Source organism: Nocardioides aromaticivorans, assembly GCF_013408525.1.
Lineage (GTDB): Bacteria > Actinomycetota > Actinomycetes > Propionibacteriales > Nocardioidaceae > Nocardioides > Nocardioides aromaticivorans.
This window is the reverse complement of record NZ_JACBZM010000001.1, coordinates 1,948,183-1,968,089: the sequence shown is the minus strand read 5'-3', so window position 1 is coordinate 1,968,089 and position 19,907 is coordinate 1,948,183. Positions and strand designations below refer to the sequence as shown.

The 19,907-nt window shown below is 72.0% G+C and carries 19 protein-coding genes; 5 read left to right on the top strand and 14 right to left on the bottom strand.

What is annotated here, in order from left to right; translation table 11 throughout:
- Nucleotides 1-9: 9 nt before the first annotated feature.
- Nucleotides 10-1,371: a chromate efflux transporter gene (gene chrA / locus BJ993_RS09235; protein ID WP_179648529.1), complete on the top strand. Its 1,362-nt coding sequence runs from the start codon at nt 10-12 to the stop codon at nt 1,369-1,371.
- Between the two features lie 63 nt (nt 1,372-1,434).
- On the top strand, nt 1,435-2,880 hold the full coding sequence (locus BJ993_RS09230; RefSeq protein WP_179648528.1) for a cytochrome P450: 1,446 nt from the start codon (nt 1,435-1,437) through the stop codon (nt 2,878-2,880).
- A 49-nt stretch (nt 2,881-2,929) separates the two neighbouring features.
- Here the strand turns inward: BJ993_RS09230 and BJ993_RS09225 are convergent, their stop codons facing one another.
- The gene (locus BJ993_RS09225) at nt 2,930-4,441 is read right to left on the bottom strand and encodes an LVIVD repeat-containing protein (protein ID WP_179648527.1); all 1,512 of its coding nucleotides are present in this window, start codon (nt 4,439-4,441) and stop codon (nt 2,930-2,932) included.
- An 89-nt stretch (nt 4,442-4,530) separates the two neighbouring features.
- Between BJ993_RS09225 and BJ993_RS09220 the strand changes: the two genes are divergently transcribed.
- The gene (locus BJ993_RS09220) at nt 4,531-5,211 is read left to right on the top strand and encodes a DUF305 domain-containing protein (protein ID WP_179648526.1); all 681 of its coding nucleotides are present in this window, start codon (nt 4,531-4,533) and stop codon (nt 5,209-5,211) included.
- Between the two features lie 20 nt (nt 5,212-5,231).
- Here the strand turns inward: BJ993_RS09220 and BJ993_RS09215 are convergent, their stop codons facing one another.
- From BJ993_RS09215 to BJ993_RS09180, 8 genes are all read right to left on the bottom strand, one after another.
- Nucleotides 5,232-5,672: a DoxX family protein gene (locus BJ993_RS09215; RefSeq protein WP_308645527.1), complete on the bottom strand. Its 441-nt coding sequence runs from the start codon at nt 5,670-5,672 to the stop codon at nt 5,232-5,234.
- A gap of 123 nt (nt 5,673-5,795) precedes the next feature.
- Entirely contained in the window at nt 5,796-6,413 is a 618-nt protein-coding gene (locus BJ993_RS09210) for a VOC family protein (RefSeq protein ID WP_179648525.1), read from the bottom strand.
- 310 nt (nt 6,414-6,723) lie between these two features.
- Nucleotides 6,724-7,701 carry a zinc-binding dehydrogenase gene (locus BJ993_RS09205; RefSeq protein WP_179648524.1) on the bottom strand — a complete coding sequence of 326 codons (978 nt, stop codon included), beginning with the start codon at nt 7,699-7,701 and terminating at the stop codon, nt 6,724-6,726.
- 295 nt (nt 7,702-7,996) lie between these two features.
- Nucleotides 7,997-8,878: an RNA polymerase sigma-70 factor gene (locus BJ993_RS09200; RefSeq protein WP_179648523.1), complete on the bottom strand. Its 882-nt coding sequence runs from the start codon at nt 8,876-8,878 to the stop codon at nt 7,997-7,999.
- Nucleotides 8,875-9,474, bottom strand: coding sequence for a carboxymuconolactone decarboxylase family protein (locus BJ993_RS09195; protein ID WP_179648522.1), 600 nt, complete (start codon nt 9,472-9,474; stop codon nt 8,875-8,877). Before BJ993_RS09195 ends, BJ993_RS09200 begins: the two co-directional genes overlap by 4 nt.
- An 86-nt stretch (nt 9,475-9,560) precedes the next feature.
- Nucleotides 9,561-10,442 (bottom strand): hydroxyquinol 1,2-dioxygenase, encoded by an 882-nt coding sequence (locus BJ993_RS09190; RefSeq protein WP_179648521.1) that lies wholly within the window; start codon nt 10,440-10,442, stop codon nt 9,561-9,563.
- Entirely contained in the window at nt 10,439-11,494 is a 1,056-nt protein-coding gene (locus BJ993_RS09185) for a maleylacetate reductase (protein WP_179648520.1), read from the bottom strand. Before BJ993_RS09185 ends, BJ993_RS09190 begins: the two co-directional genes overlap by 4 nt.
- On the bottom strand, nt 11,491-13,287 hold the full coding sequence (locus BJ993_RS09180) for an FAD-dependent oxidoreductase (RefSeq protein WP_179648519.1): 1,797 nt from the start codon (nt 13,285-13,287) through the stop codon (nt 11,491-11,493). The genes BJ993_RS09185 and BJ993_RS09180 overlap by 4 nt, the downstream gene beginning before the upstream one ends.
- Before the next feature lie 106 nt (nt 13,288-13,393).
- Between BJ993_RS09180 and BJ993_RS09175 the strand changes: the two genes are divergently transcribed.
- Nucleotides 13,394-14,320, top strand: a complete 927-nt coding sequence (locus BJ993_RS09175) for a helix-turn-helix domain-containing protein (RefSeq protein ID WP_179648518.1) — start codon at nt 13,394-13,396, stop codon at nt 14,318-14,320.
- A 112-nt stretch (nt 14,321-14,432) separates the two neighbouring features.
- Here the strand turns inward: BJ993_RS09175 and BJ993_RS09170 are convergent, their stop codons facing one another.
- The 5 genes from BJ993_RS09170 to BJ993_RS09150 form a co-directional block, all read right to left on the bottom strand.
- The gene (locus BJ993_RS09170) at nt 14,433-15,086 is read right to left on the bottom strand and encodes a DUF305 domain-containing protein (RefSeq protein ID WP_179648517.1); all 654 of its coding nucleotides are present in this window, start codon (nt 15,084-15,086) and stop codon (nt 14,433-14,435) included.
- 83 nt (nt 15,087-15,169) lie between these two features.
- Complete coding sequence (locus BJ993_RS09165) at nt 15,170-15,553, bottom strand: DUF6153 family protein (protein WP_179648516.1); 384 nt, start codon at nt 15,551-15,553, stop codon at nt 15,170-15,172.
- A 28-nt stretch (nt 15,554-15,581) separates the two neighbouring features.
- A complete protein-coding gene (locus tag BJ993_RS09160) occupies nt 15,582-17,150 on the bottom strand; it encodes an acyl-CoA synthetase (protein ID WP_179648515.1) in 1,569 nt (522 codons plus the stop codon).
- Between the two features lie 7 nt (nt 17,151-17,157).
- The gene (locus BJ993_RS09155; RefSeq protein WP_179648514.1) at nt 17,158-18,285 is read right to left on the bottom strand and encodes a DUF5938 domain-containing protein; all 1,128 of its coding nucleotides are present in this window, start codon (nt 18,283-18,285) and stop codon (nt 17,158-17,160) included.
- A gap of 13 nt (nt 18,286-18,298) precedes the next feature.
- Nucleotides 18,299-19,087 carry an SDR family NAD(P)-dependent oxidoreductase gene (locus BJ993_RS09150; RefSeq protein ID WP_179648513.1) on the bottom strand — a complete coding sequence of 263 codons (789 nt, stop codon included), beginning with the start codon at nt 19,085-19,087 and terminating at the stop codon, nt 18,299-18,301.
- 165 nt (nt 19,088-19,252) lie between these two features.
- Here BJ993_RS09150 and BJ993_RS09145 point away from each other — a divergent pair, with 165 nt between their 5' ends.
- Nucleotides 19,253-19,867: a TetR/AcrR family transcriptional regulator gene (locus BJ993_RS09145; RefSeq protein ID WP_036544052.1), complete on the top strand. Its 615-nt coding sequence runs from the start codon at nt 19,253-19,255 to the stop codon at nt 19,865-19,867.
- Nucleotides 19,868-19,907 lie beyond the last annotated feature (40 nt).

The window sequence follows — 19,907 nt, the reverse complement described above, 5'->3', positions numbered from 1 at the left end:
GGCGGTGCCATGACCTCCGACAAGACCCGGGCCGGCGACGTCATCCCGCTCCGTGAGGCGACCCGTGCCTGGTTCGCGATCTCGCTGCAGACCTTCGGCGGCCCGGCGGGCCAGATCGCCGTCATGCAGCACAAGCTGGTCGACGAGAAGCGCTGGATCGGCCAGCAGCGCTTCCTGCACGCCCTGAACTACTGCATGCTGCTGCCCGGCCCCGAGGCCCAGCAGCTGGCGATCTACGTCGGCTGGCTGCTCAACGGCACCCTGGGCGGGCTGGTCGCCGGCGTGCTCTTCGTGCTGCCGGGTGTCGTCGCGCTGCTCGCGCTCTCGGCCCTGTACGTCGGCGCCGGCTCCACGGCCTTCGTCACGGGCCTGTTCGCGGGGCTGGCCCCCGCGGTCATCGCGATCGTCGTCCAGGCCGTGCAGCGCGTCGGCAAGCGCGCCCTCCACCACCCGGTGCTGGTGGCGATGGCTGTCGCCTCCTTCGTCGCGCTCACGGTGTTCAAGGTGCCCTTCCCGCTGGTCGTCCTCGCGGCGGGCGTGATCGGCTGGCTGGTCGGGCAGCGGATCCCCGCGTTCGTGCAGAGCAGGGGCCACGGCGGCGCGGCCGACGGTCCGGAGCCACTCATCAGCGACGACGCGCTGCACCACGACGCCCCGTCGACGGTCCGCGGGCTGAAGGTCCTGGCCCTCGGCCTGGTCCTGTGGTTCACGCCGGTGGCCGTGGCCGCCGCGGTGTTCAGCAGGGACAGCGTCTTCGTCGACCAGGGCCTGTTCTTCTCCGGCGCCGCGGTCGTCACCTTCGGCGGCGCCTACGCCGTGCTGTCGTACGTCGCCCACCAGGCCGTCAACGTCTTCGGCTGGTTGAAGGCGGGGGAGATGGTGCGCGGGCTCGCGCTCGCGGAGACGACGCCGGGGCCGCTGATCATGGTGGTGCAGTTCGTGGCCTTCGTCGGCGCCTACCGCAGCCCGGGCTCGCTCGACCCGTGGGTCGCGGCGGTCATCGCCTCCCTGCTGGTCACCTGGGTGACCTTCGTGCCCTGCTTCCTCTTCATCTTCCTCGGCGCCCCCTACGTCGAGCGGCTGCGCAACAACCTCCACCTCACGGCCGCCCTGACCGGGATCACCGCCGCCGTGGTCGGGGTGATCGCGAACCTCGCGGTCTTCTTCGCCCTGCACAATCTGTTCGAGCGCTCGCGCACGCTCGCCTGGGGGCCGGTCGACCTCGACGTACCCGTACTGTCGTCGTGGGACCCGGTCGCGTTCGCGCTGACCGCGGTGGCGGTCGCGCTGGTCTTCGGCGCGAAGTGGTCGACCCTGCGCACCCTGGGCGTGTGCGCGGTCCTCGGCCTGGCCTCGACCCTCGTCACCTGAGCGGGGCGGCTTCCTCCCCGTGGGAGGTTGTCCGGCCCGGCCCCCTCGGCGACGATGGCGGGCATGGCCGGCGTGCTGACCCGACTGCCCACCCGCACCGGGCCGGTGCCCTGGTACGTGCGGCCCGCGACGGGCGGTGGGCTCGATCCCGTCGTACCCCCGCCGTCGGAGGCGGGACCGCTCCTGCCCGGCACCACCGGTGCGGCGGCACCGCAGCACGGCCACCCGAACCGGGTGCGGCAGAGCCTGCGGATCGCGGGCGACCTCGGCCGCGAGGTCTTCGCCGGCGCCGAGCTGGGCGACACCTTCTCCTTCGCCAGCCTGCTCGACCCGAGGCTGGTCGTGATGACGCAGCACCCCGACCACGTCCGGTCGCTCTTCACGGCGGACCCGGAGGTGGCGCCGTCGCTGGCGGGGGAGTCGCCGGTGCGACCGGTCGTCGGCCTGTCCGTGCTGACCGCGGTCGGTCAGCAGCACCGGCGGCGCCGCAAGCTGATGATGCCGTCCTTCCACGGCGAGGCGATCGCGCGCTACCGCGAGGAGATCCGCGACGCCACGGCCCGCCACCTCGACCGCTGGACGACCGGCCGGGCCTTCCCGCTCGCGGCGACGACGCAGGCGATCACCCTCGACGTGATCATGTCCGGCGTCTTCGGCATCGACCACCGCGCGGACCCGGCCGAGGCCCGGCTGCGCCACGTCGTACGCCGCACGCTCGAGCTGTCGACCTCGCCGGTGGCGCGCTTCGGCGAGCTGCTCAACCTGGACCGCGAGGAGTCGGTGGGGCCGCAGAAGTGGGTCGTCGCGCGCCTCGACCTGGCGATGTACGACGTCATCGCGCGGCGCCGGGCCACGCACGAGCCCGGTGCCCGCCACGACATCCTGTCGCTGCTGCTCGACGTCCGCGACGAGGACGGCGCCCCGCTGACCGACCGAGAGCTGCGCAACGAGCTGCTGACCCTCGTGCTGGCCGGCCACGAGACCACCGCCAACACGATCGCGTGGACCTTCGAGCGGCTGCTGCGCACGCCCGCGGCCCACGACCGGCTCCGCGACGTCGTGCGCTCGGGCGAGGACCCGGACGGCTACGTCGAGGCGACGATCACCGAGTCGATGCGGGCCCGGCCGGTGGTGCCGCTGATCGGGCGGCGGGTGCGGGTCCCGTGGCAGCTCGGCGACGTCGTGGCGCCGGCGGACAGCCGGGTGCTCATCGGCATCCTGCTGCTCCACCACCGCGCCGACCTCTACCCGGACCCGTTCCGCTTCGCGCCCGAGCGCTTCCTCGGCCGCCGGCCGGGCGCGCACGAGTGGGTGCCCTTCGGCGGAGGCACCCGGCGCTGCCTCGGCGCCGCGCTGGCGATGGAGGAGCTGCGGATCGTCGTGCCCGAGATCGCCCGGCGGGCGGACCTCGTCGTCGACGACCCCGCCCCGGAGCGGCCGGTCAGCCGCAACGTCACGCTGATCCCGGCCCGCGGCGGCCGGGTCCGGGCGACCTCGCTACGGGCCTGAGACGGCACGGAGCCCCCGCCGTCGCTGGCGGGGGCTCCGTCCCGTTCGGTCAGTACGAGGTCTGCGACTGCACGTTCAGCTCGTCGGTGCGAACACCCCGGGCCGGCGCGACGCGGGGGTCGTTGACCCGGAACACGTCGAAGCCCTGCTGGATGTCGCTGGAGTAGATGTGGCCGTTGTACCAGTACGCCGACCACGACCCGCCGAGGATCAGGCGCTCCTCCGACAGCGGCCCGCGGTCGTAGTACGCGATCTCCTTCGGCTTCGCCGAGTCGGTGAAGTCCCAGACCGAGATGCCGCCCTGGTACCACGCCTGCACCATGATGTCGCGGCCCTTGACCGGGATCAGCGAGCCGTTGTGGGCGACGCAGTTCTCGGTGTTGGCCTGGGTCCGCGGGATCTTGAAGTAGGAGCGCAGCACGAGCTTGCCGTCGACGATGTCGTAGATCCCGTCGGCCCCCTTCACGTCGCCGACGGTCGGGTTGCAGGTCGGGCCACCGCCTCCACCGAGCTCGTCGGTGAAGACCACCTTCGTGCCGGCGTTGTTGAAGGTCGCCGAGTGCCAGAACGCGAAGTTCTCGGTGTCGCGGACCTGCTCGGTCACGACCGGGTTCTCGCGGTCGGAGATGTCGACGAGGACGCCGTCACCCATGCAGGCACCGGCCATGAGGTCCTTGCTCGGGTACGCCGTGAGGTCGTGGCAGCCCGACGTCTCGCGCGAGTAGCCGCCCGGCGGGTTGCCGCCCTCGGGGAAGAGCACCGGCTCGGCGACGACCGCGGCGTCCTGCGGAGCAGCGACCGGGACCTTCACGACGCTGACCTGGTCGTGCGGCGGCTGGCAGTCCGGGAAGCTCGCGTTCGGCGAGTACGACGACACGTAGACGTAGACGTCCTTGCCGTCCTGGGACGGGGCGAGCGTGTGGGTGTGCGAGCCACAGGCGGTCTCGACGGACGCGACGTACTGCGGAGTGGTCGGGTCGCTGATGTCGAAGACCCGGATGCCCTCCCACGACTCCTTGATCGTCGCGGACTGCGGCACGTTGTCGCAGGTGTCGTTGCTGCGGCTCGAGTCGACGCTGAGGACCAGCAGGTCGTCGTACACGGAGATGTCGTTCTGCGAGCCGGGGCACACGACCTGGGTGACGAGCACCGGCTTGTGCGGCTTGCGGATGTCGTAGACCGACAGGCCGTCGTAGTTGCCCTGGAAGGCGTAGTCGCCCTGGAAGGCGAGGTCGGTCTCGAAGGACGACTCGCCGGCGAACGGCCCGGACTTGGGCAGGTTCGCGAGCAGCTGGATGTTGGCGCTCTTGTCGACCTCGCCGGGGCGCAGGACCGCGGCACTGTCGTCGAGCCTGGCCAGGTCCTGGCCGGGCAGGCAGGCCAGCTTGAAGTTGTCTCCGGCACGCTCGGCGGCACGTTGCTGGCCGGGCGGGCAGGCGGCCGCGTCCGGGCCGTCGTCGTGTGCGTCGGCCGGCAGGGTCACTGCCGTGAGGCCGAGGGCCAGCACGCCCAGCGCGGAGACGCCGAGCCTGCGCAGGCGCAGGGGGACAGGGATCGCCATGTTCACTCCCGAGAAGGTTGGTACGGCTCCGAGCTCCTGACTCTGGCTTATGGTGAGCACTCCCCACAACCCCTTTGAGGAGCTTCTCGGTGTCTCGCTCTCGGTCGCTGTCCCCTGCCGTCCTCGCCGTGGCGCTCGCGCTGGCCGCGCCGTCCTTGAGCGGCTGCCTCGAGCACGAGGACGACGCCCGCGCGGAGTCCGGCTCCGGGCCCGCGGTCATCCAGCCGGGCGGTCCGGGCGAGGACGCGTCGACGCTGGCGCCCGACGCGGAGGTGGACCACGGCGACGTCGCCCACGACGACATCGCGTTCGTGCAGATGATGATCCCGCACCACGGGCAGGCGCTGACGATGGCCGAGCTGGCCCCGACCCGCGCGCAGTCCCGCCAGGTCAAGGCCCTGGCCCGGCGCATCCTCGCCGCCCAGCGCCCCGAGATCCTGACGATGGCGGCCTGGCTGACCGAGCAGGGCGTGGCGGTCCCGTCGGCCAACGACGACCCGGCCGCCTTCGACCACGGCGAGCACGGGCACGCCTCCATGCACGGCATGCTCACCGAGAAGCAGCTGCACGCGCTCGAGGACGCCTCCGGCGCGGAGTTCGACCGGCTCTTCCTCGAGGGGATGATCCAGCACCACCAGGGCGCCATCGAGATGGCCGACGCCGTCGCGAAGCGCGGCAGCGACGTCCGGGTCACCGAGATGGCCGAGGAGATGGTGGTCGGCCAGGGCGCCGAGGTGGACCGGATGGAGGAGCTGCTCGCGCAGCTCTGAGCCGCCGGGCCCCGGCGCCCTCAGGCGGTCGCCGGGGTACGCCGCTCGATCAGCGCGTCGAGCGAGATCCGGCCGGCGCCGGTCGCCGCCAGCACGAGTGCGAGGAAGCCGATCACGCCCACCAGCTCCCAGCCGCCGGCGGCCGCCATCACCTCGGTGCCGCGGTGGACGAACCAGAAGGCGCCCGCCATCTGGCCGACGACGAGGAGGCCGGCCACCGGGGTGAGCAGGCCGGCGATGAGGAGCGCGCCGCCGCCGATCTCGGCGACGAGCGCGTACGCCGCTGCTGCCTCCGGGGCGGGGATGCCCATCGCGGCGAACCCGTCGGCCGTCGTACCGAAGCCCTGGTCGAGCTTGTCGAGGCCGTGGGTGAGCAGGACGACGCCGAGGCCGAGGCGGGCGACGAGCAGGGCGACGTCGCGCAGGGGAGCGGGGGTGGCGGGGGTGGTCAGGGTCTTCACGTGGGCCTCCGAGCAGGCGTGGGGAACAGGTCGTTGAAACTTCACGCAATGCTGCCGGGTGTTCCTGTGAGGGTCCTGAACGGACCGGGGTGGCGACCCTGAGAGCCGCCACCCCGAGGGTCGTCAGGCGGTGACGGACGCCGGCTCCCAGGCGAATCCGTCGGGGTCGGTGACGGCAGAACCCCCACCGTTGAGCACAATCCGGTGCGATCCGCTGCCCGCCATGGGCACGCCGGCGTCCTTGGCGAGCGCCTTCCGGCCGAGCAGTCCGAGGGTCACCCGACCGCCGGCGGGCTCGAACTCGACGTACTTCCGGCCGAAGCTCTTGGCCACGCGGAACCCACGCTCGACGTAGTGGGCCTTGCCCGCCAGGACGTCGTCGGCACCGATGAGCAGCACGATGCCCTCGATCGCCCGGCTGGCCGGGCCCTTGTCCTTCTTCGAGGCGCTGACGACCTTCCAGATCGTGCCGTCGGGCGCGCGCAGCACGCCGCCGTAACCCCACAAGGACTTCGTGACCGGCTTGACCACCTCGGCCCCGGCCGCGATCGCGGTGGCGGCGATCGCGTCGACGTCGGCCGGCTGGGCCATGGTCAGGGAGATGTGGAACCCCCGGAAGCCCTCGGTCGGGGCGTCGGAGGTGCGGAACCGCAGCGGCAGGTCGGGGCCGAAGGCGGCGGCGTGGAAGTCACGGGCGGCGGCCGGGTCGGCGGCCTCGATGGTGAGGGACTCGATGTTCATGTCCCCGACGCTAGGTGCGGCCGGGGGTGGGGTGCTTCTCGATTCCTGACGGCTTGGTCGTCCGGGGGCCGTCGGGGTCGGGTGGGGTTTGCGTCATACGAGTCGAGCGCTGGGGCGACCGGTTCGTATGACGTCCGGGGGCCGCTGGGGTTGGGTGGGGTTTGCGTCATACGAGTCGAGCGCTGGGGCGACCGGTTCGTATGACGTCCGAGGGCCGCCGGGGGCGTCGTGGGGTTTGTGTCATACGAGTCGAGCGCTCGGGCGACCGGTTCGTATGACGTCCCGACGCGCGCCGGGGGAGGAGGGGCGCCTACGGCCGCAGCAGGATCTTCCCCGACCGCCCCGGCTCGAAGTTCGCCGCGGCCGCGGTGCGCACCTCGTCGAACGAGTAGACGGTGTCGACCGGCAGGGTGAGCGAGCCCTCGGAGATCCGCTGGATCAGCTCGCCGAAGAGGGCGCGGCGCTGCTCGGCCGGCATGGTCCGGCTGACCGTCGAGCCCCAGAACCCCCGTACCGTGGCCTGCTTGAAGATCACGTCGCCGGAGCTGATCTCCATCGTGGGCGACTGCATCGCGCCGAAGACGACGAGCACGCCGTTCTCGGCCAGCAGCGACATCACCTCACCGCTGGCCTTGCCGCCGACGGAGTCGACGCCGACCTTGATCGGGGCGTCGCCGGCGATCGCGCGGACCTGGTCGGCCCAGTCGTCGGTGTCGGTCGCGACGATGCGGTCGATGTCGTGGGCGGCGAGCTCCGCGACGCCGGCGGTACGACGCACGAGGCCGATCACGTTGACGCCGCGGGCCTTGCCCAGCTGGGCGACCATCCGGCCGACCGCGCCGTTGGCGGCGTTCTGCACGATCCAGTCGCCGGGCTGCAGGTCGAGCGACTCGAGCAGGCTGATCGCGCTGAACGGCATGGACACCAGCTGGGCCGCGACCTCGTCGGGGACCCCGTCCGGGACGGGGATCAGGCCGCCGGCGCGGGCGACGAACTCCTCCGCCCACGCGCCGAAGGTGCCACCGCTGGCGACCCGCTGGCCCACCGCCAGGTGCTCGACGCCCTCGCCGAGCGCCTCGACGACGCCGACCGCCTCGGTACCGGCGCGGGCCGGCAGCTCGGGCTTGAAGCCGTAGGAACCGCGGATGGTCCACAGGTCGTGGTTGTGGATCGCGGCGAGCAGGGTCCGGACCCGCACCTCGCCCGGTCCCGGCTGGGGGACCTCCACGTCCTCGACGGTGAGGACCTCAGCCGGGTCTCCGAACTCGTGGTGCATCACGGCGCGCATGGGTCCAGCATGGCGCGCGGGCGCAAGGGTGATCTGACCGGGTGCGGTCGGGGACGTCATGCGAAGTGGTCGCCCGGGCGACCGGAACGTATGACGCAAACCCCAACGGCGGCTGGGTCCGCCGGGTGCGGTCGGGGACGTCATGCGAAGTGGTCGCTGGGGCGACCGGAACGTATGACGCAAACCCCGACAGCGGTGGTTCCGCCGGTCAGGGTCGGGGACGTCATACGAAGTGGTCGCTGGGGCGACCGGAACGTATGACGCAAACCCCAACGCCCGGCTCAGGCCTCCCGGCTCAGGACTCCCGGCTCAGCCGGGCCTCGCTGTCGAGCGCGGTCAGCTTGTGCGGGTTGCGGACGACGTACAGGTTGCTGATCAGGCCGTTCTCGAAGCCGAAGCTGACCGCGGTCAGCTCGCCCTTCGCCCGGATCAGCGCGGCGGGCGCGCCGTTGAGCCAGACCAGGTCGAGCACGCCGTCGGGCGCGAAGACGGTGAAGTTCGCGAGCAGGCGGGCCACGGGCTCCGAGCCGGAGAGCGGCTTGCGGATCGCCTGCGCGATGCCGCCGCCGTCGGCACGCAGCAGGATGTCGGGCGCCATCGCGTCCATCAGCGCCTGCAGGTCGCCGGTCTGTACGGCGGCCAGGAACCGCTCCACGACCGCCTGCTGCTCGACGCGGTCGACGTCGTGCCGGGGCCTGCGGGAGGCGACGTGGTTGCGCGCCCGGAGCGCGATCTGGCGCACCGCGGCCGACGTCTTGCCGACGGCGGTGGCGATCTCGTCGTACGGCATGTCGAAGACCTCGCGCAGCACGAACACGGCGCGCTCGGTCGGGCCGAGGGTCTCGAGCACCGTCAGCATCGCCATCGACACGCTCTCCGCGAGCTCGACGTCCTCGGCGACGTCGGGCGCCGTCAGCAGCGGCTCGGGGAGCCACTCGCCGACATAGTCCTCGCGCCGGCGGGACAGCGTCCGGAGCCGGTTGAGGGCCTGGCGGGTGACGATGCGGACCAAGTAGGCGCGGGGCTCCTGGATCTCCGCGTGGTCCACCGCCGCCCACCGCAACCAGGTCTCCTGCACCACGTCCTCGGCGTCGGCGGCGGAGCCGAGCATCTCGTAGGCGACGGTGAAGAGCAGGTTGCGGTGGGTGACGAAGGGATCGGCGTCCCGAGAGGTCATGCCGGCGAGCCTACGGCGGCGCGGTCGGCGGGGCGCTCGGCGAGCGGCTTCATGCCGCAGGCCGATGCGAAGCCCTCGGACTCGATGCCGAGCGCGACGTTGGAGCGCGTCGTCAGGTTGGCGAACCCGATCACGCTGGTCAGCTCGAGCAGGCCCGCCGGGCCCAGCGCGGCCAGCAGCGGCGCGACCATCTCGTCGGTGACCTCGGGCGGGGTCATGCTCGCCGCCTCGGCGTACTCCATCACCTGGCGCTCGAGCGGCGAGAAGACCGTGGCGGCGCGCCAGTTCGGGACCTGGCGCGCCTTCTCCTCGTCGAGGCCCTTGTCGCGGGACATGAAGTAGTTGAAGTCGAGGCACCACGAGCAGCCGATGAGCGAGGCGACCGTCATGTGGGCGTAGGTCTTGAGCGTCTCGTCGCACTCGTCCCACTTCTGCAGCTTCTGGCCGTAGGCCATGCTCGCCTTGAGGGCCGGCAGGTGGTGCCACATGACGCCGAGCGACTCGGGTACGCGGCCGAACATCTTGTCGGCGAACTTCTTGACGAGCGCTCCATAGAGGCCGGTGATCGGGACGGCGGGGATGCGGGTGGTGGTCATCGTGTCTCCCTGGCTGGTTCCTGAGGTGGTCATGCCATGGAGACACCGGCCGTGCCACGGGTGTGACACGGCCGGCGCGGTTTTTCTCAGGCCGGGGCGAGCACGATGTCGAAGCGGACCCGTGACCACGTCCCGTCGACCTCGCGGCCGCCGGGTGCTGCTGTGCCGGCCGGCTGCCGGTCGAAGCGCTTGACCAGCGAGTCCTTCACGCCGAACACGGAGTCCCGGTCGAGCAGCTCGTCGCCCTCCACGAAGATGTGCGTGACCAGCGTCCGGAGCCCGGGCGCGGTCACCATGAAGTGCAGGTGGGACGCGCGCATCGGCGACCGGCCGGTGGCCGCGAGCATGCGGCCCACCGGACCGTCGTGCGGGATCGGGTACGGCGTCGGCGTGATCGCCCAGAACGAGTAGCTCCCGTCCGGGCCGCTCAGCAGGTGCGCGCGGGCGGCGGTGCGGTCGTCGTCGTACTGGACGTCGTAGAAGCCGTCGTCGTCGGCCTCCCAGACCTCGATCCGCGCGCCCACGACCGGCCGGCCGTCGGTGTCGGTGACCGTCCCCTCCACCCAGCAGGGCTCGCCGGCCGCGCCCTGCGCGATGTCGCCCCCGGCCTCGACCCGCGGCGAGCCGTCGACGAAGAACGGCCCGAACACGGTGGCCTCGGTCGCGTCGCCGTACGCCTCGTTGTTGATCGCGATCGTCTGCATGGACGCGCCGAGCACGTCGGAGAGCAGGATGAACTCCTGGCGCCGGTCGTCGGTGATGTGCCCCGCGGCGGTGAGGAAGTCGATCCCCGCCTGCCACTCCGCCTCGGTCGGGCGGACCTCGCGCAGGAAGGCGTGCAGGTGCCGGGTGAGCGCCTGCATGACGTCCTTGAGCCGAGGGTCGGGGGTGTCGTCGAAGGAGCGGACGACGCGGTTGACGAGGTCCTGCTCGCGGGCCTGCTGCTCGGTGGCCTGGGGCGTGCTCATGAGGGATCCGCTCCTTCCCACACCGCGCGGAGCAGGGCGGTGAGGTTCTCGGTGGTGACGGGCGTCGGGTTCGAGGGTGGTACGACGGGCAGCACCGCCGCCACCGCGTCCGGGATGTCCTCCTCGCGGAAGCCGTGGTCGCGCAGCGCACGCGGTGCATCGAGCTCGGCGCGCAGCCGTTGCAGCCCGGCCAGCCCGGTGGGTGAGCCGAAGGCCGCCGCGAGCCGCTCGTCGGCGGCCGGGGCCTGCGGTGCGTTGAGCGCCAGCACGTGGGGCAGCACGGTGGCGTGGGTCTCCGCGTGCGGCAGGTCGTAGCGCCCGCCGAGCACGTGGCAGATCTTGTGGTGCAGGCCGGAGCCGGCGGAGGCGAAGGACACCGCGGCGAGGTAGGCGCCCTGGATGGTCAGCTCGCGGGCCCTCAGGTCGTCCGGGTCCGCGGCGACCGCCGGGAGGCCGGCGGCCAGCGCGCGGGCGCCCTCGCCGGCCAGGGCAGCATTGACCGGGTCGGCCCGGGGCGCCCACAGCGAGTCCACGCAGTGCGCCAGGGCGTTCAGGCCGCTCGCCACCGACAGGTGCCGGGGCAGCCCGGTCAGCAGCGTGGCGTCGTACACGACGGTGCGGGGGAGGACGCGCAGGTCGGAGCCGGTCGTCTTGACCGCCCCCTCGGTGAGCCCCCAGACGTCGGTCGCCTCCGACCCGGCGTAGGTGGTGGGGACGGCGAGCAGCGGCAGGCCGCTGGTGAGCGCCACCGCCTTGCCCAGCCCGGTCGTGGAGCCGCCGCCGACGGTGACGACCGCGTCCACCGCGGCCGCCGTGGCGGCCTCCCGGGCCCGCTCGGCAACCTCGACGGGGACGTGCATGACGACCTCGTCGTGGCGCAGCGCGACCGGCAGTCCCGCGGTGACGGTCGCGGCGAGGGAGGCCTCGGCCGGGCCGGCGACCACCATGACGCGTCGGGCGCCGAGCCGGTCGACCTCCTCGGCCAGCGCCTCCGCGGCGGTGCCGGTCGCCATCCGCACCCGTTGGCCGAGGGTGTCGTGGGTCCAGCTCACGACTGCCTGCCCAGCACGTGGCGCAGCGCGGTCCGCAGGGCGTCGGTGGGATCCTCGACGAGGTCGAGCGAGCGCCACGCGACGTGCTTGTCCGGGCGCACCAGCAGGGCGCCGCCCTCCTCGACCTCGCGCAGCTTCGACCAGTCGTAGTAGAGGTCGGTGACCTGCTGGCCGGGGCCGATCACCACCGTGGCCAGGGGCACCCCGAGCTCGGCCGCGACCTTGTCGGCGGCCGTGGCCCAGGCCGCGCCGGCGATGCCGGTGATGAGCGTCCACCGGTCGTACGGCGCCAGGTCCATCATCGCCAGCTTGGTCCGGTTGTCGCCGACCCAGGCGTGCGGCAGGTGGGCCCCCGGCGACGTCGACATCACGTGGTAGAGGTCGGCGTCGGGGCTGGGCGCCGGCCGGGTGCCGTCGGACACGATCGCGCGGGACTCGTAGAACTGCCCGAGCTCGACGCCGTGGGCGTTGAACTCGTAGTTCTTGCGGTCCATCGCCGTGACGAGGGCGGCCCGCCGGGCCGCGCCCTCGGGGGTGGCGTCCTTGCGCTGCTCGATCGCGGCCGCCATCGCGACCGGGTCCGTCATGCCGGTGATGCCGAGCGCGTCGAAGATCTCCGAGAACTCCCGGGCGCTCTGGTTCGCCCGCAGGACGATCCGCTTCGCGACCGGGGCGCGCTCCTCGGAGTAGCTCTCCAGGAGCGAGGGGTCCGCGTGCCCGTCCAGCACCGCCGCGATCTTCCAGGCGAGGTTGTAGGAGTCCTGGACCGAGGTGTTGGAGCCGAGGCCGTTGCTCGGCGGGTGGCGGTGCACGGCGTCGCCGACGCAGAAGACCCGGCCCGCCTGGAGGTGGGTCGCGTACATCTCGTTGACGCCCCACAGCGAGTGGCCGGTGATCTCCGGCTCGAGGTCGGGCATGCCGAGCAGGTCCCGCACGATCCGGGCGGCCTCGGCGTCGTCGAGGTGCGGCGGCTCGTCGTTGATGTCGTAGCCCCAGACGATCAGCCACTCGTCCCAGGGCCGGACCATCCGGACCAGCCCGGTGCCGATCCCGCCGACGTTGGAGCCCGGCTGGATCACCCAGTAGAGGACGGAGGGCCGGTGGTCGACGTACGCGCTGATGTCGGCCTTGAAGGTGATGTTCATGGACCCCGCGATGTCCATGGCGCCCTCGTAGGGCAGGTCGATGTCGGCCGCGACCCGCGACCGGGCGCCGTCGGCGCCGATCAGGTAACGGCAGCGGATCGTGTACTCGTGCCCGGTGAGCCGGTCGCGCACGCGGACGTCGACCTTGTCGCCGTCCTGCACGTGGGAGAGGTACTCGGTGGAGAAGCGGGCCTGGGTGCCGCGCTCGGTGGCGTTCCTGACCAGGATCGGCTCGAGATAGGTCTGCGGGATGTCGACGGTCAGGCACGGCGACGCGAGCTGGTAGTCGGCCTCGCGGTCGGGCCGCGTGCCCCACGTGCGGATCCGGCCGATCTCCTCGCCGGCGATGCTGGTGCAGAACACGGTGTCGCCGCACAGCTCGTGGGGCGTGGCGTCCGCGAGCACCTGGTCCTCGATGCCGAGGTCGCGGAAGATCTCCATCGCCCGCTGGTTGGTGATGTGGGCGCGCGGGGTGTTCGCGGTCCAGCGGTACTTGGTGATCATGATGTTCGCGACACCCAGCGAGCTCAGGAACAGGGCCGCGGAGGCCCCGCCCGGTCCGGAGCCGACGACGAGCACGTCGGTCTCGACCACGTCCTCGACGGCCGGCAGCGCGGTCTCGTCGATCCCGTCGTTGAATTCAGCCATGGCCCGACGATGAACCGCGGGGTGTGGCGGCCGCCACAGTCGCGGCGGTCGATGGCGGAAATGCGCACCTCTTCCGCGCAAGTGGTTGACGTGTCATCATTCATGCATGAGGGCGGTGTCCGAGCTCCGCACCTTCGTCGTCGACGACGACGAGGGGCGCACCCGCGTCGCGGACTGGGAGCAGCACAACGCCGACCTCCTCGTCGAGCTGGCCTGCTCCCTGCCGGACGGCCCGTTCCACGCCCGCGAGGTCAACCTGCAGGTGGACCGGGTGCACCTCGCCCTGGTCACGGGCACCCCGCACGCCGTCTCCCGCGACGCCGCGATGGTGGCCGAGCGGCCGGCCGACGCGATCGTCGCGTACGCCGCCCTGCGCGGCGAGGCCCTCGTCGAGCACGACGGCCGGCGGTTCGTCGTACGGCCGGGACAGCTGCTGCTCTGCGACGTCGACCGCCCGCTGGTCCGCGGCTTCGGCCACGGCCTCGAGGAGCTCGCGGTGAAGGTGCCGCGGGCCGCCTTCGCCGAGACGACGGGGTTCACGTCGCTGGCCGGCCCGGTCGTGGTCGACGCCGGTGGCCAGGACGCGGATCCCTACGCCCGGGCGCTGGTCCGGCTGGTCGGCCGCGCCGTCGCCGCGGAGGTGCCGGTGGCCGCCGACGAGAGCGCGGTCCTCGAGCTGGTGTCGGTGCTGGCGACCGGTGACCGGTCATCGCCCACGCTCGCCCACCGCGTCGCCGCGCGCTCCTTCATCGACGACCACCTGACCGACCCGCAGCTGTGCGCGGCGGACGTCGCCGCGGGCGTCGGCATCAGCGAGCGCCACCTCTCGCGCGTCTTCGCCGACGCCGGGACGAGCGTCCCGCGGCAGATCCTCGCGCGACGGCTCGACCTGGCCCACGCCCTGCTCGCCACGGGCCGCGGCGAGCGGACCGTCGACGTCGCGGCGCGCTGCGGGTTCACCTCGGCGTCGTACTTCTCGCAGTCGTTCCGCCGGCGCTTCGGGGTCAGCGCCGGGCAGGTCCGCCGACACTGACCCGGTGCTCTGCCGACGCCGTGCGGAAGGCCCACCCCCTGCAGGTCGTACCGGACCCAATGGCTCGGAACTGGCCGAGATCGCAGCCAATGGGTCCGGTACGACGGGCTGATCAGTCCGCGAGCAGGTCCTGCATCGTCGCGATCTCCGCGCGCTGGGCCTCGATGATCGCGCCGGCGAGGTCGACGGCGTCCGGGAAGTGGCCGTCGTCCTGCTCGGTCTCGGCCATCTCGATCGCGCCCTCGTGGTGCTCGACCATCATCCTCATCCAGAGCTCGGGGAAGTCCGCGTCGGAGGCCTGCGCGAGCTCGGTCATCTCCTCGGCCGACATCATCCCGGGCATCTCGTCGCCGTGGTCCATGTCGCTCATGTCGTCCATGTCGTCGCCGTGGCCGCCGTTGACGTGGTCCATCGAGGTCTCGGGGATCTCCTCGCCCCAGTCGGTCAGCCAGGTCACCATCGTCTCCACCTCCGCGACCTGCGTGGTGTGGACGCCGTCGACCAGGGTGCGCAGCTCGTCCGGCAGCGGCCGGTCGGCGGCGAGGTTCGCCATCTGCACGGCCTGCGCGTGGTGCGGGATCATCGCGGTCGCGAAGTCCACGTCGGCCTGGTTGAACTCGTCGCCGTTGCGGGCGGTCTGGACGGCGCTCGCGTCGGAGCCGTGGCCGTCGTGGCCGCCGTCATCGGAGCCGCAGGCCGTGAGGGCCAGGGCGAGGGCCGTCGCGGTGATCGCGGCGGCGGTACGTCGAAGGGTGCTGTCGTTCATCGGTCTCTCTTCCGGGTGCTCTCGTGCTGGTGGGCAGGCGTGGGCCGCCGGACGACGGACGTCGCCCGGGTGGCACCCGTCGCTCAGCAGCGCTGGACGGAGAGACCGAACAGGTCGGGTGGGTCGCGGAAGCGGGCGCGCGGGGCGAGCGCGCTCCAGCGGGTCGTCGTACCGCGGGACGGGCGGAGGAGCACGCCCCCGCGCGTGAGCGCCACGACCAGCACGAAGGCCAGGCCCAGCAGGGCTAGGCAGAGCTCGGCGGCGCCGTGCGAGGCCGGGATGCCCGGCTCGGGCTCGTGGTGCCCGCCGTGGTCCGTCGCCGCCGTGGCGGCGGCCGCGATGGGCGCCGACGGCATCTGGTGGTCGGCCAGCCCGTGCATCGCGAACAGCCCGGCCAGCGCGGCGACCGTCACCAGGAGGCGGGCGCCGAGGCCGGGGAGGCGACTCGGGAGCGAGGGGGACGACATCGCTCCCGAGTCTAGGTGGGGTCCTCTCCTAGGCCCCCGCGCCGGCCAGCTGTGCCTTCACCTCCGTCTTCAGCACCTTGCCGACCTTCGACCGCGGCAGGTCCGGCCAGACCTCGACCTGCTTCGGTGTCTTCACGCTCCCGATCCGCTCCTTGACGAACGCCTGCACCTCGCCGACCTCGACGGACTGGCCGGGCCGCAGCTGCAGCACGGCGGTGAGGCGCTCGCCCCACTTCTCGTCGGGCAGGCCGACGACCGCGCAGTCCGCGACGGCGGGGTGCGCCATCAGGGCCTGCTCGACCTCGGTGGAGTAGACGTTGAACCCGCCGGTGATCACCATGTCCTTCGCGCGGTCGACGATGTGGAGGAAGCCCTCCTCGTCGAGGAACCCGATGTCGCCGGTGTGGTGCCAGCCGTGCGCCGACGCCTCGGCCGTCGCCTCCGGGTTCCTGTAGTAGCCGCGCATCACCAGCGAGCTGCGCACGACGATCTCGCCGCGCTCGCCCTGGGGCAGGGCGCGGCCGTCGCCGTCCATGATGGAGACCGTCACCAGCGGTGCAGGACGCCCCGCCGATGACAGCCGTTCGTGGGCGATGCTCCCGTCGGCGCGGAAGTGGTCCGCCGGCGCCATCGTGGAGATCATCATCGGTGCCTCGGTCTGGCCGAAGAGCTGCGCCATCACCGGACCGATGCGGGTGAGCGCCTCCTCCAGCCGCTTCGCCGACATGGGCGCGGCGCCGTACCAGAAGCACTGGAGGCTGCTCAGGTCCGTTCTCTCCAGGTCCGGGTGGTCGAGCACCATGTAGATCAGCGTCGGCGGCAGGAAGGTGTGCGTCACCCGGTGCTCCGCCACGTTGGCCAGGAAGCCCGCCACGTCCGGCTGCCGCATGACGACGATCGAGCCGCCCTGGGTCAGCACGGGGAAGCAGAGCACGCCCGCCGCGTGGGTGAGCGGCGCCAGGGCGAGGTACGTCGGCCGCGCCGGCCGGTCGGGCCACGGGTAGCCGATGAGGGTCAGCGCCGTCATCGTCTCGATGTTGGCGCCGGTGAGCATCACGCCCTTGGGCCGGCCGGTGGTGCCGCCGGTGCCGACGATGAGGGCGAGGTCGTCCTCGGCCCGGGGGTCTCGTGACGGTTGCTGCGCAACCTCCTCGACCACCGGGGTGGCCAGGAACTCCTCCCAGCCCAGCGCCCAGTCCACGTCGGCGTCGAGGCAGACCAGCGTGGTGACCTTCGGCAGGTCGCCGCGGATCCGGTCCACCAGGTCGGCGTACGCGGCCTTGAAGATCAGCACCGAGCAGTCGAAGAGGTCGAGCAGCTCGCGGTTCTCGTCGGCCTCGTTGCGCGGGTTGATCGGGCACCAGACGGCGCCGGCCCGGCTGATCCCGAAGACGCAGGTGAAGGCCACCGGGTCGTTCGAGGACAGGATGGCGACCTTGTCGCCGGGCCGGACGCCCCGCCCTGCGAGGGCGGACGCGACCTGTCCGGCGAGGTCCCGCACCTCGTCGTACGTCCACGTCCGCCCGTCGCAGACCAGGCAAGGCGCGTCGCCCCCCAGCGACGCCCCCTTGTCCAGGTAGTCGACCAGTCTGGTCATGTCGGGCTCAGCCCTCCACGGTGAGGACCGGCTCGGAGACCAGGCCGAACGCCCGCAGCTGGCCCAGCAGCTCGCGGTGGCCGAACGCCTTGCAGCCCGAGGCGAACCCGACCCGCAGCGGCGGCTGCTGCAGGAGCGAGTACGCCGCGTAGGCCTGCAGGAGCCCGGTCTGCTTGTAGTTCTGGTTGCCGTGGATGACGCAGTGCGCGCGGCCGAGCGGGCCCGAGGCGTGCACGGAGTCGAGCGACTTGTTGAGCCGCGGGTTCTCGCGCGGCGGCATCTGGTTCATCACCTGCGCCGCGGTGGCGGTGAGCGCCTGGTCGCGCTCCTCCTCGTTCATGTCCTTGGTCGCCTCGAGCGCGCCGGCCACGATCTGCGGGACGCCGTTCATCAGCGCCGCGTTGAAGACGCCGCCCTGTGCCTTGCAGTTCGCGACCCGCGGGTCCTTGCGGTACCAGACCGGGTGGGACGTGCCGCCCCACGGCAGCGACAGCGCCAGCTCGTGCTGCCCCGGTACGACGAGCGAGACGAGCCCCTGCGTGGGGTCGAACTCGACGTACTGGTTCTGCTGCAGGTAGTGGGCCCTCGACGTCGCGGCGTTGACCAGGATGGTCTGCGTGGAGGCGATCGTGGGGGATCCCCCCCAGAACACCGCGATGTCGAGGGTGTCCAGGCCCGGCTTCTCCAGGCACAGCTCCGCGGCGATCTCGCCGGTCGTGTACATCTGCGCGATGCCGGGGGAGAGGAGGAGGCCGGCGGCGGCGAAGTCGGCGCCGTACTTCTCGTCGCAGGTGACCAGCCAGTCCTGCTCACCGGTGGTGTCGAGGTAGTGGGTGCCGGCGGCGAGGCAGGCCTCGACCACCTCGGGTCCGTACTTGCTGAACGGGCCGACCGTGTTGCACACGACCGACGCGCCGCGGAAGAGCTCGGTGAGCGCCTCGACGGTGTGGTCGACCTGGACGATCTCGTAGTCCGCGGTCTCGATGCCGGGGACGTGGGCCTCCATCGAGGCCTTGAGCTTGCCCTCGTCGCGGCCGGCGGCCACGAAGGGGACGCCGAACTCGCGGAGGTACTCGCAGATGAGGCGGCCGGTGTAGCCGGAGGCGCCGTAGACGATGACGGGCTTGGTGCTCATGGGTGGGTCTCCTTCACATTCCCATGCCGCCGTCGACCGACAGGTCGACGCCGTTGATGAACTTCGAGCGGTCGGAGGCGAGGAAGACGACGGCCTCGGCGATGTCCCCCTCGGTGGCCAGCCCGCCCGACGGCGTGAGCTCGACGACCTGGCCGACGGCGGCCTCGGCCGACTCGAAGAGGCCCATGGCGGTGAGCTCGTTGGCCAGGCCCGCGCCCATCTCGTTGGGGATCAGGCCGGGGGCGACGCAGTTGACCCGGACGCCGAGGCCGAGCTTGCCGGCCTCCATCGCGGCGATCCGGGTGATCCGGTCGACGGCCGACTTGGAGGCGGAGTACTGCGACAGGGCCGGGAAGGCGATGTGGGCGGCGACCGAGGCGACGTTGATGACCGAGCCGCCGTTGCCCGCGGCGCCGCCGGGGCCCATGGTCCGGAAGGCGTGCTTGATGCCGAGGGAGGTGCCGACGACGTTGACGTCGAAGATCCGGCGCGCGACGTCGGGGTCCAGGTTGATGAAGAGGCTGGCGATCTCGATGCCGGCGTTGTTGACGAGGATGTCGAGCCCGCCGACCTCGCTGACCGCCTGGGCGACCGCGGCCTCCCACGACGCGTCGTCGGTGACGTCGAGGTGGACGAAGGTGCCGCCGATGGACTCGGCCACCTCCTTGCCCTTCTCGTCCTGCAGGTCGGCGACCACGACGGTCGCGCCCGCGGCGGTGAGGTACTCGGCGAACTTCTTGCCCAGGCCCTGGGCGCCGCCGGTGACGAGCGCCTTGCGGCCGGCGAGTTCGAGGTCAGTCATGGGGTGCGACTCCTTCGTCGGTGGGTGTCCCGTGGGTGTCAGGGGGTGACGTGGGCCACACAACTCCTCCTCCTTGACAGTCGTCAAGACTTTTCTGGACAAACGTCAAGATTTTTGTTTGTCACCCGGTCACAAAGGGCCGCCGAGCCGGTAGCCTCGGGCCCCATGACGACTGCCACGGCTCGTCGTACGCCTGCTGACAAGCACGACGAGCGCCGCCGCGCACTGGCCGACTCCGCCCTGCGGACCCTCGGCGAGCTCGGCTACGCCCGCGCCAGCCTGCGCGAGATCGCGAACAACTCGGAGTTCTCCCACGGCGTCGTCCACTACTACTTCCACGACAAGCTCGAGCTGATCGTCTACTGCGTGCGGCAGTACAAGGCCACCTGCGTGCACCGGTACGACGGCGTGGTGGCCGACGCGACCACCGCCGACGAGCTGGTCACCGGCTTCGCCGACAAGCTCGTCGAGACGATCGTCGAGGAAGCGCCGATGCACCGGCTCTGGTACGACCTGCGCTCGCAGAGCATGTTCGAGGAGTCCCTGCGCGAGGCCGTGCTGCAGATCGACAAGACCCTCGAGGACATGATCTGGCGGGTCGTGAGCACCTACGCCGAGCTCGCCGGGCGTGAGCCCGCGATGCTGCCGTCGGTGGCCTACGGGCTGCTGGACGGCCTCTTCCAGCAGGCGCTGCTGGCCTACCTCTGCGGGCGCGAGGGCGTGCTCGACGAGCTGCGCGCCCAGGTGGTCGAGCTGATGCCGGTGCTGCTCGCCGGCTGAGTCCGGCGCGCCCCCGGGCGATCCGCACAGAACCTCCACA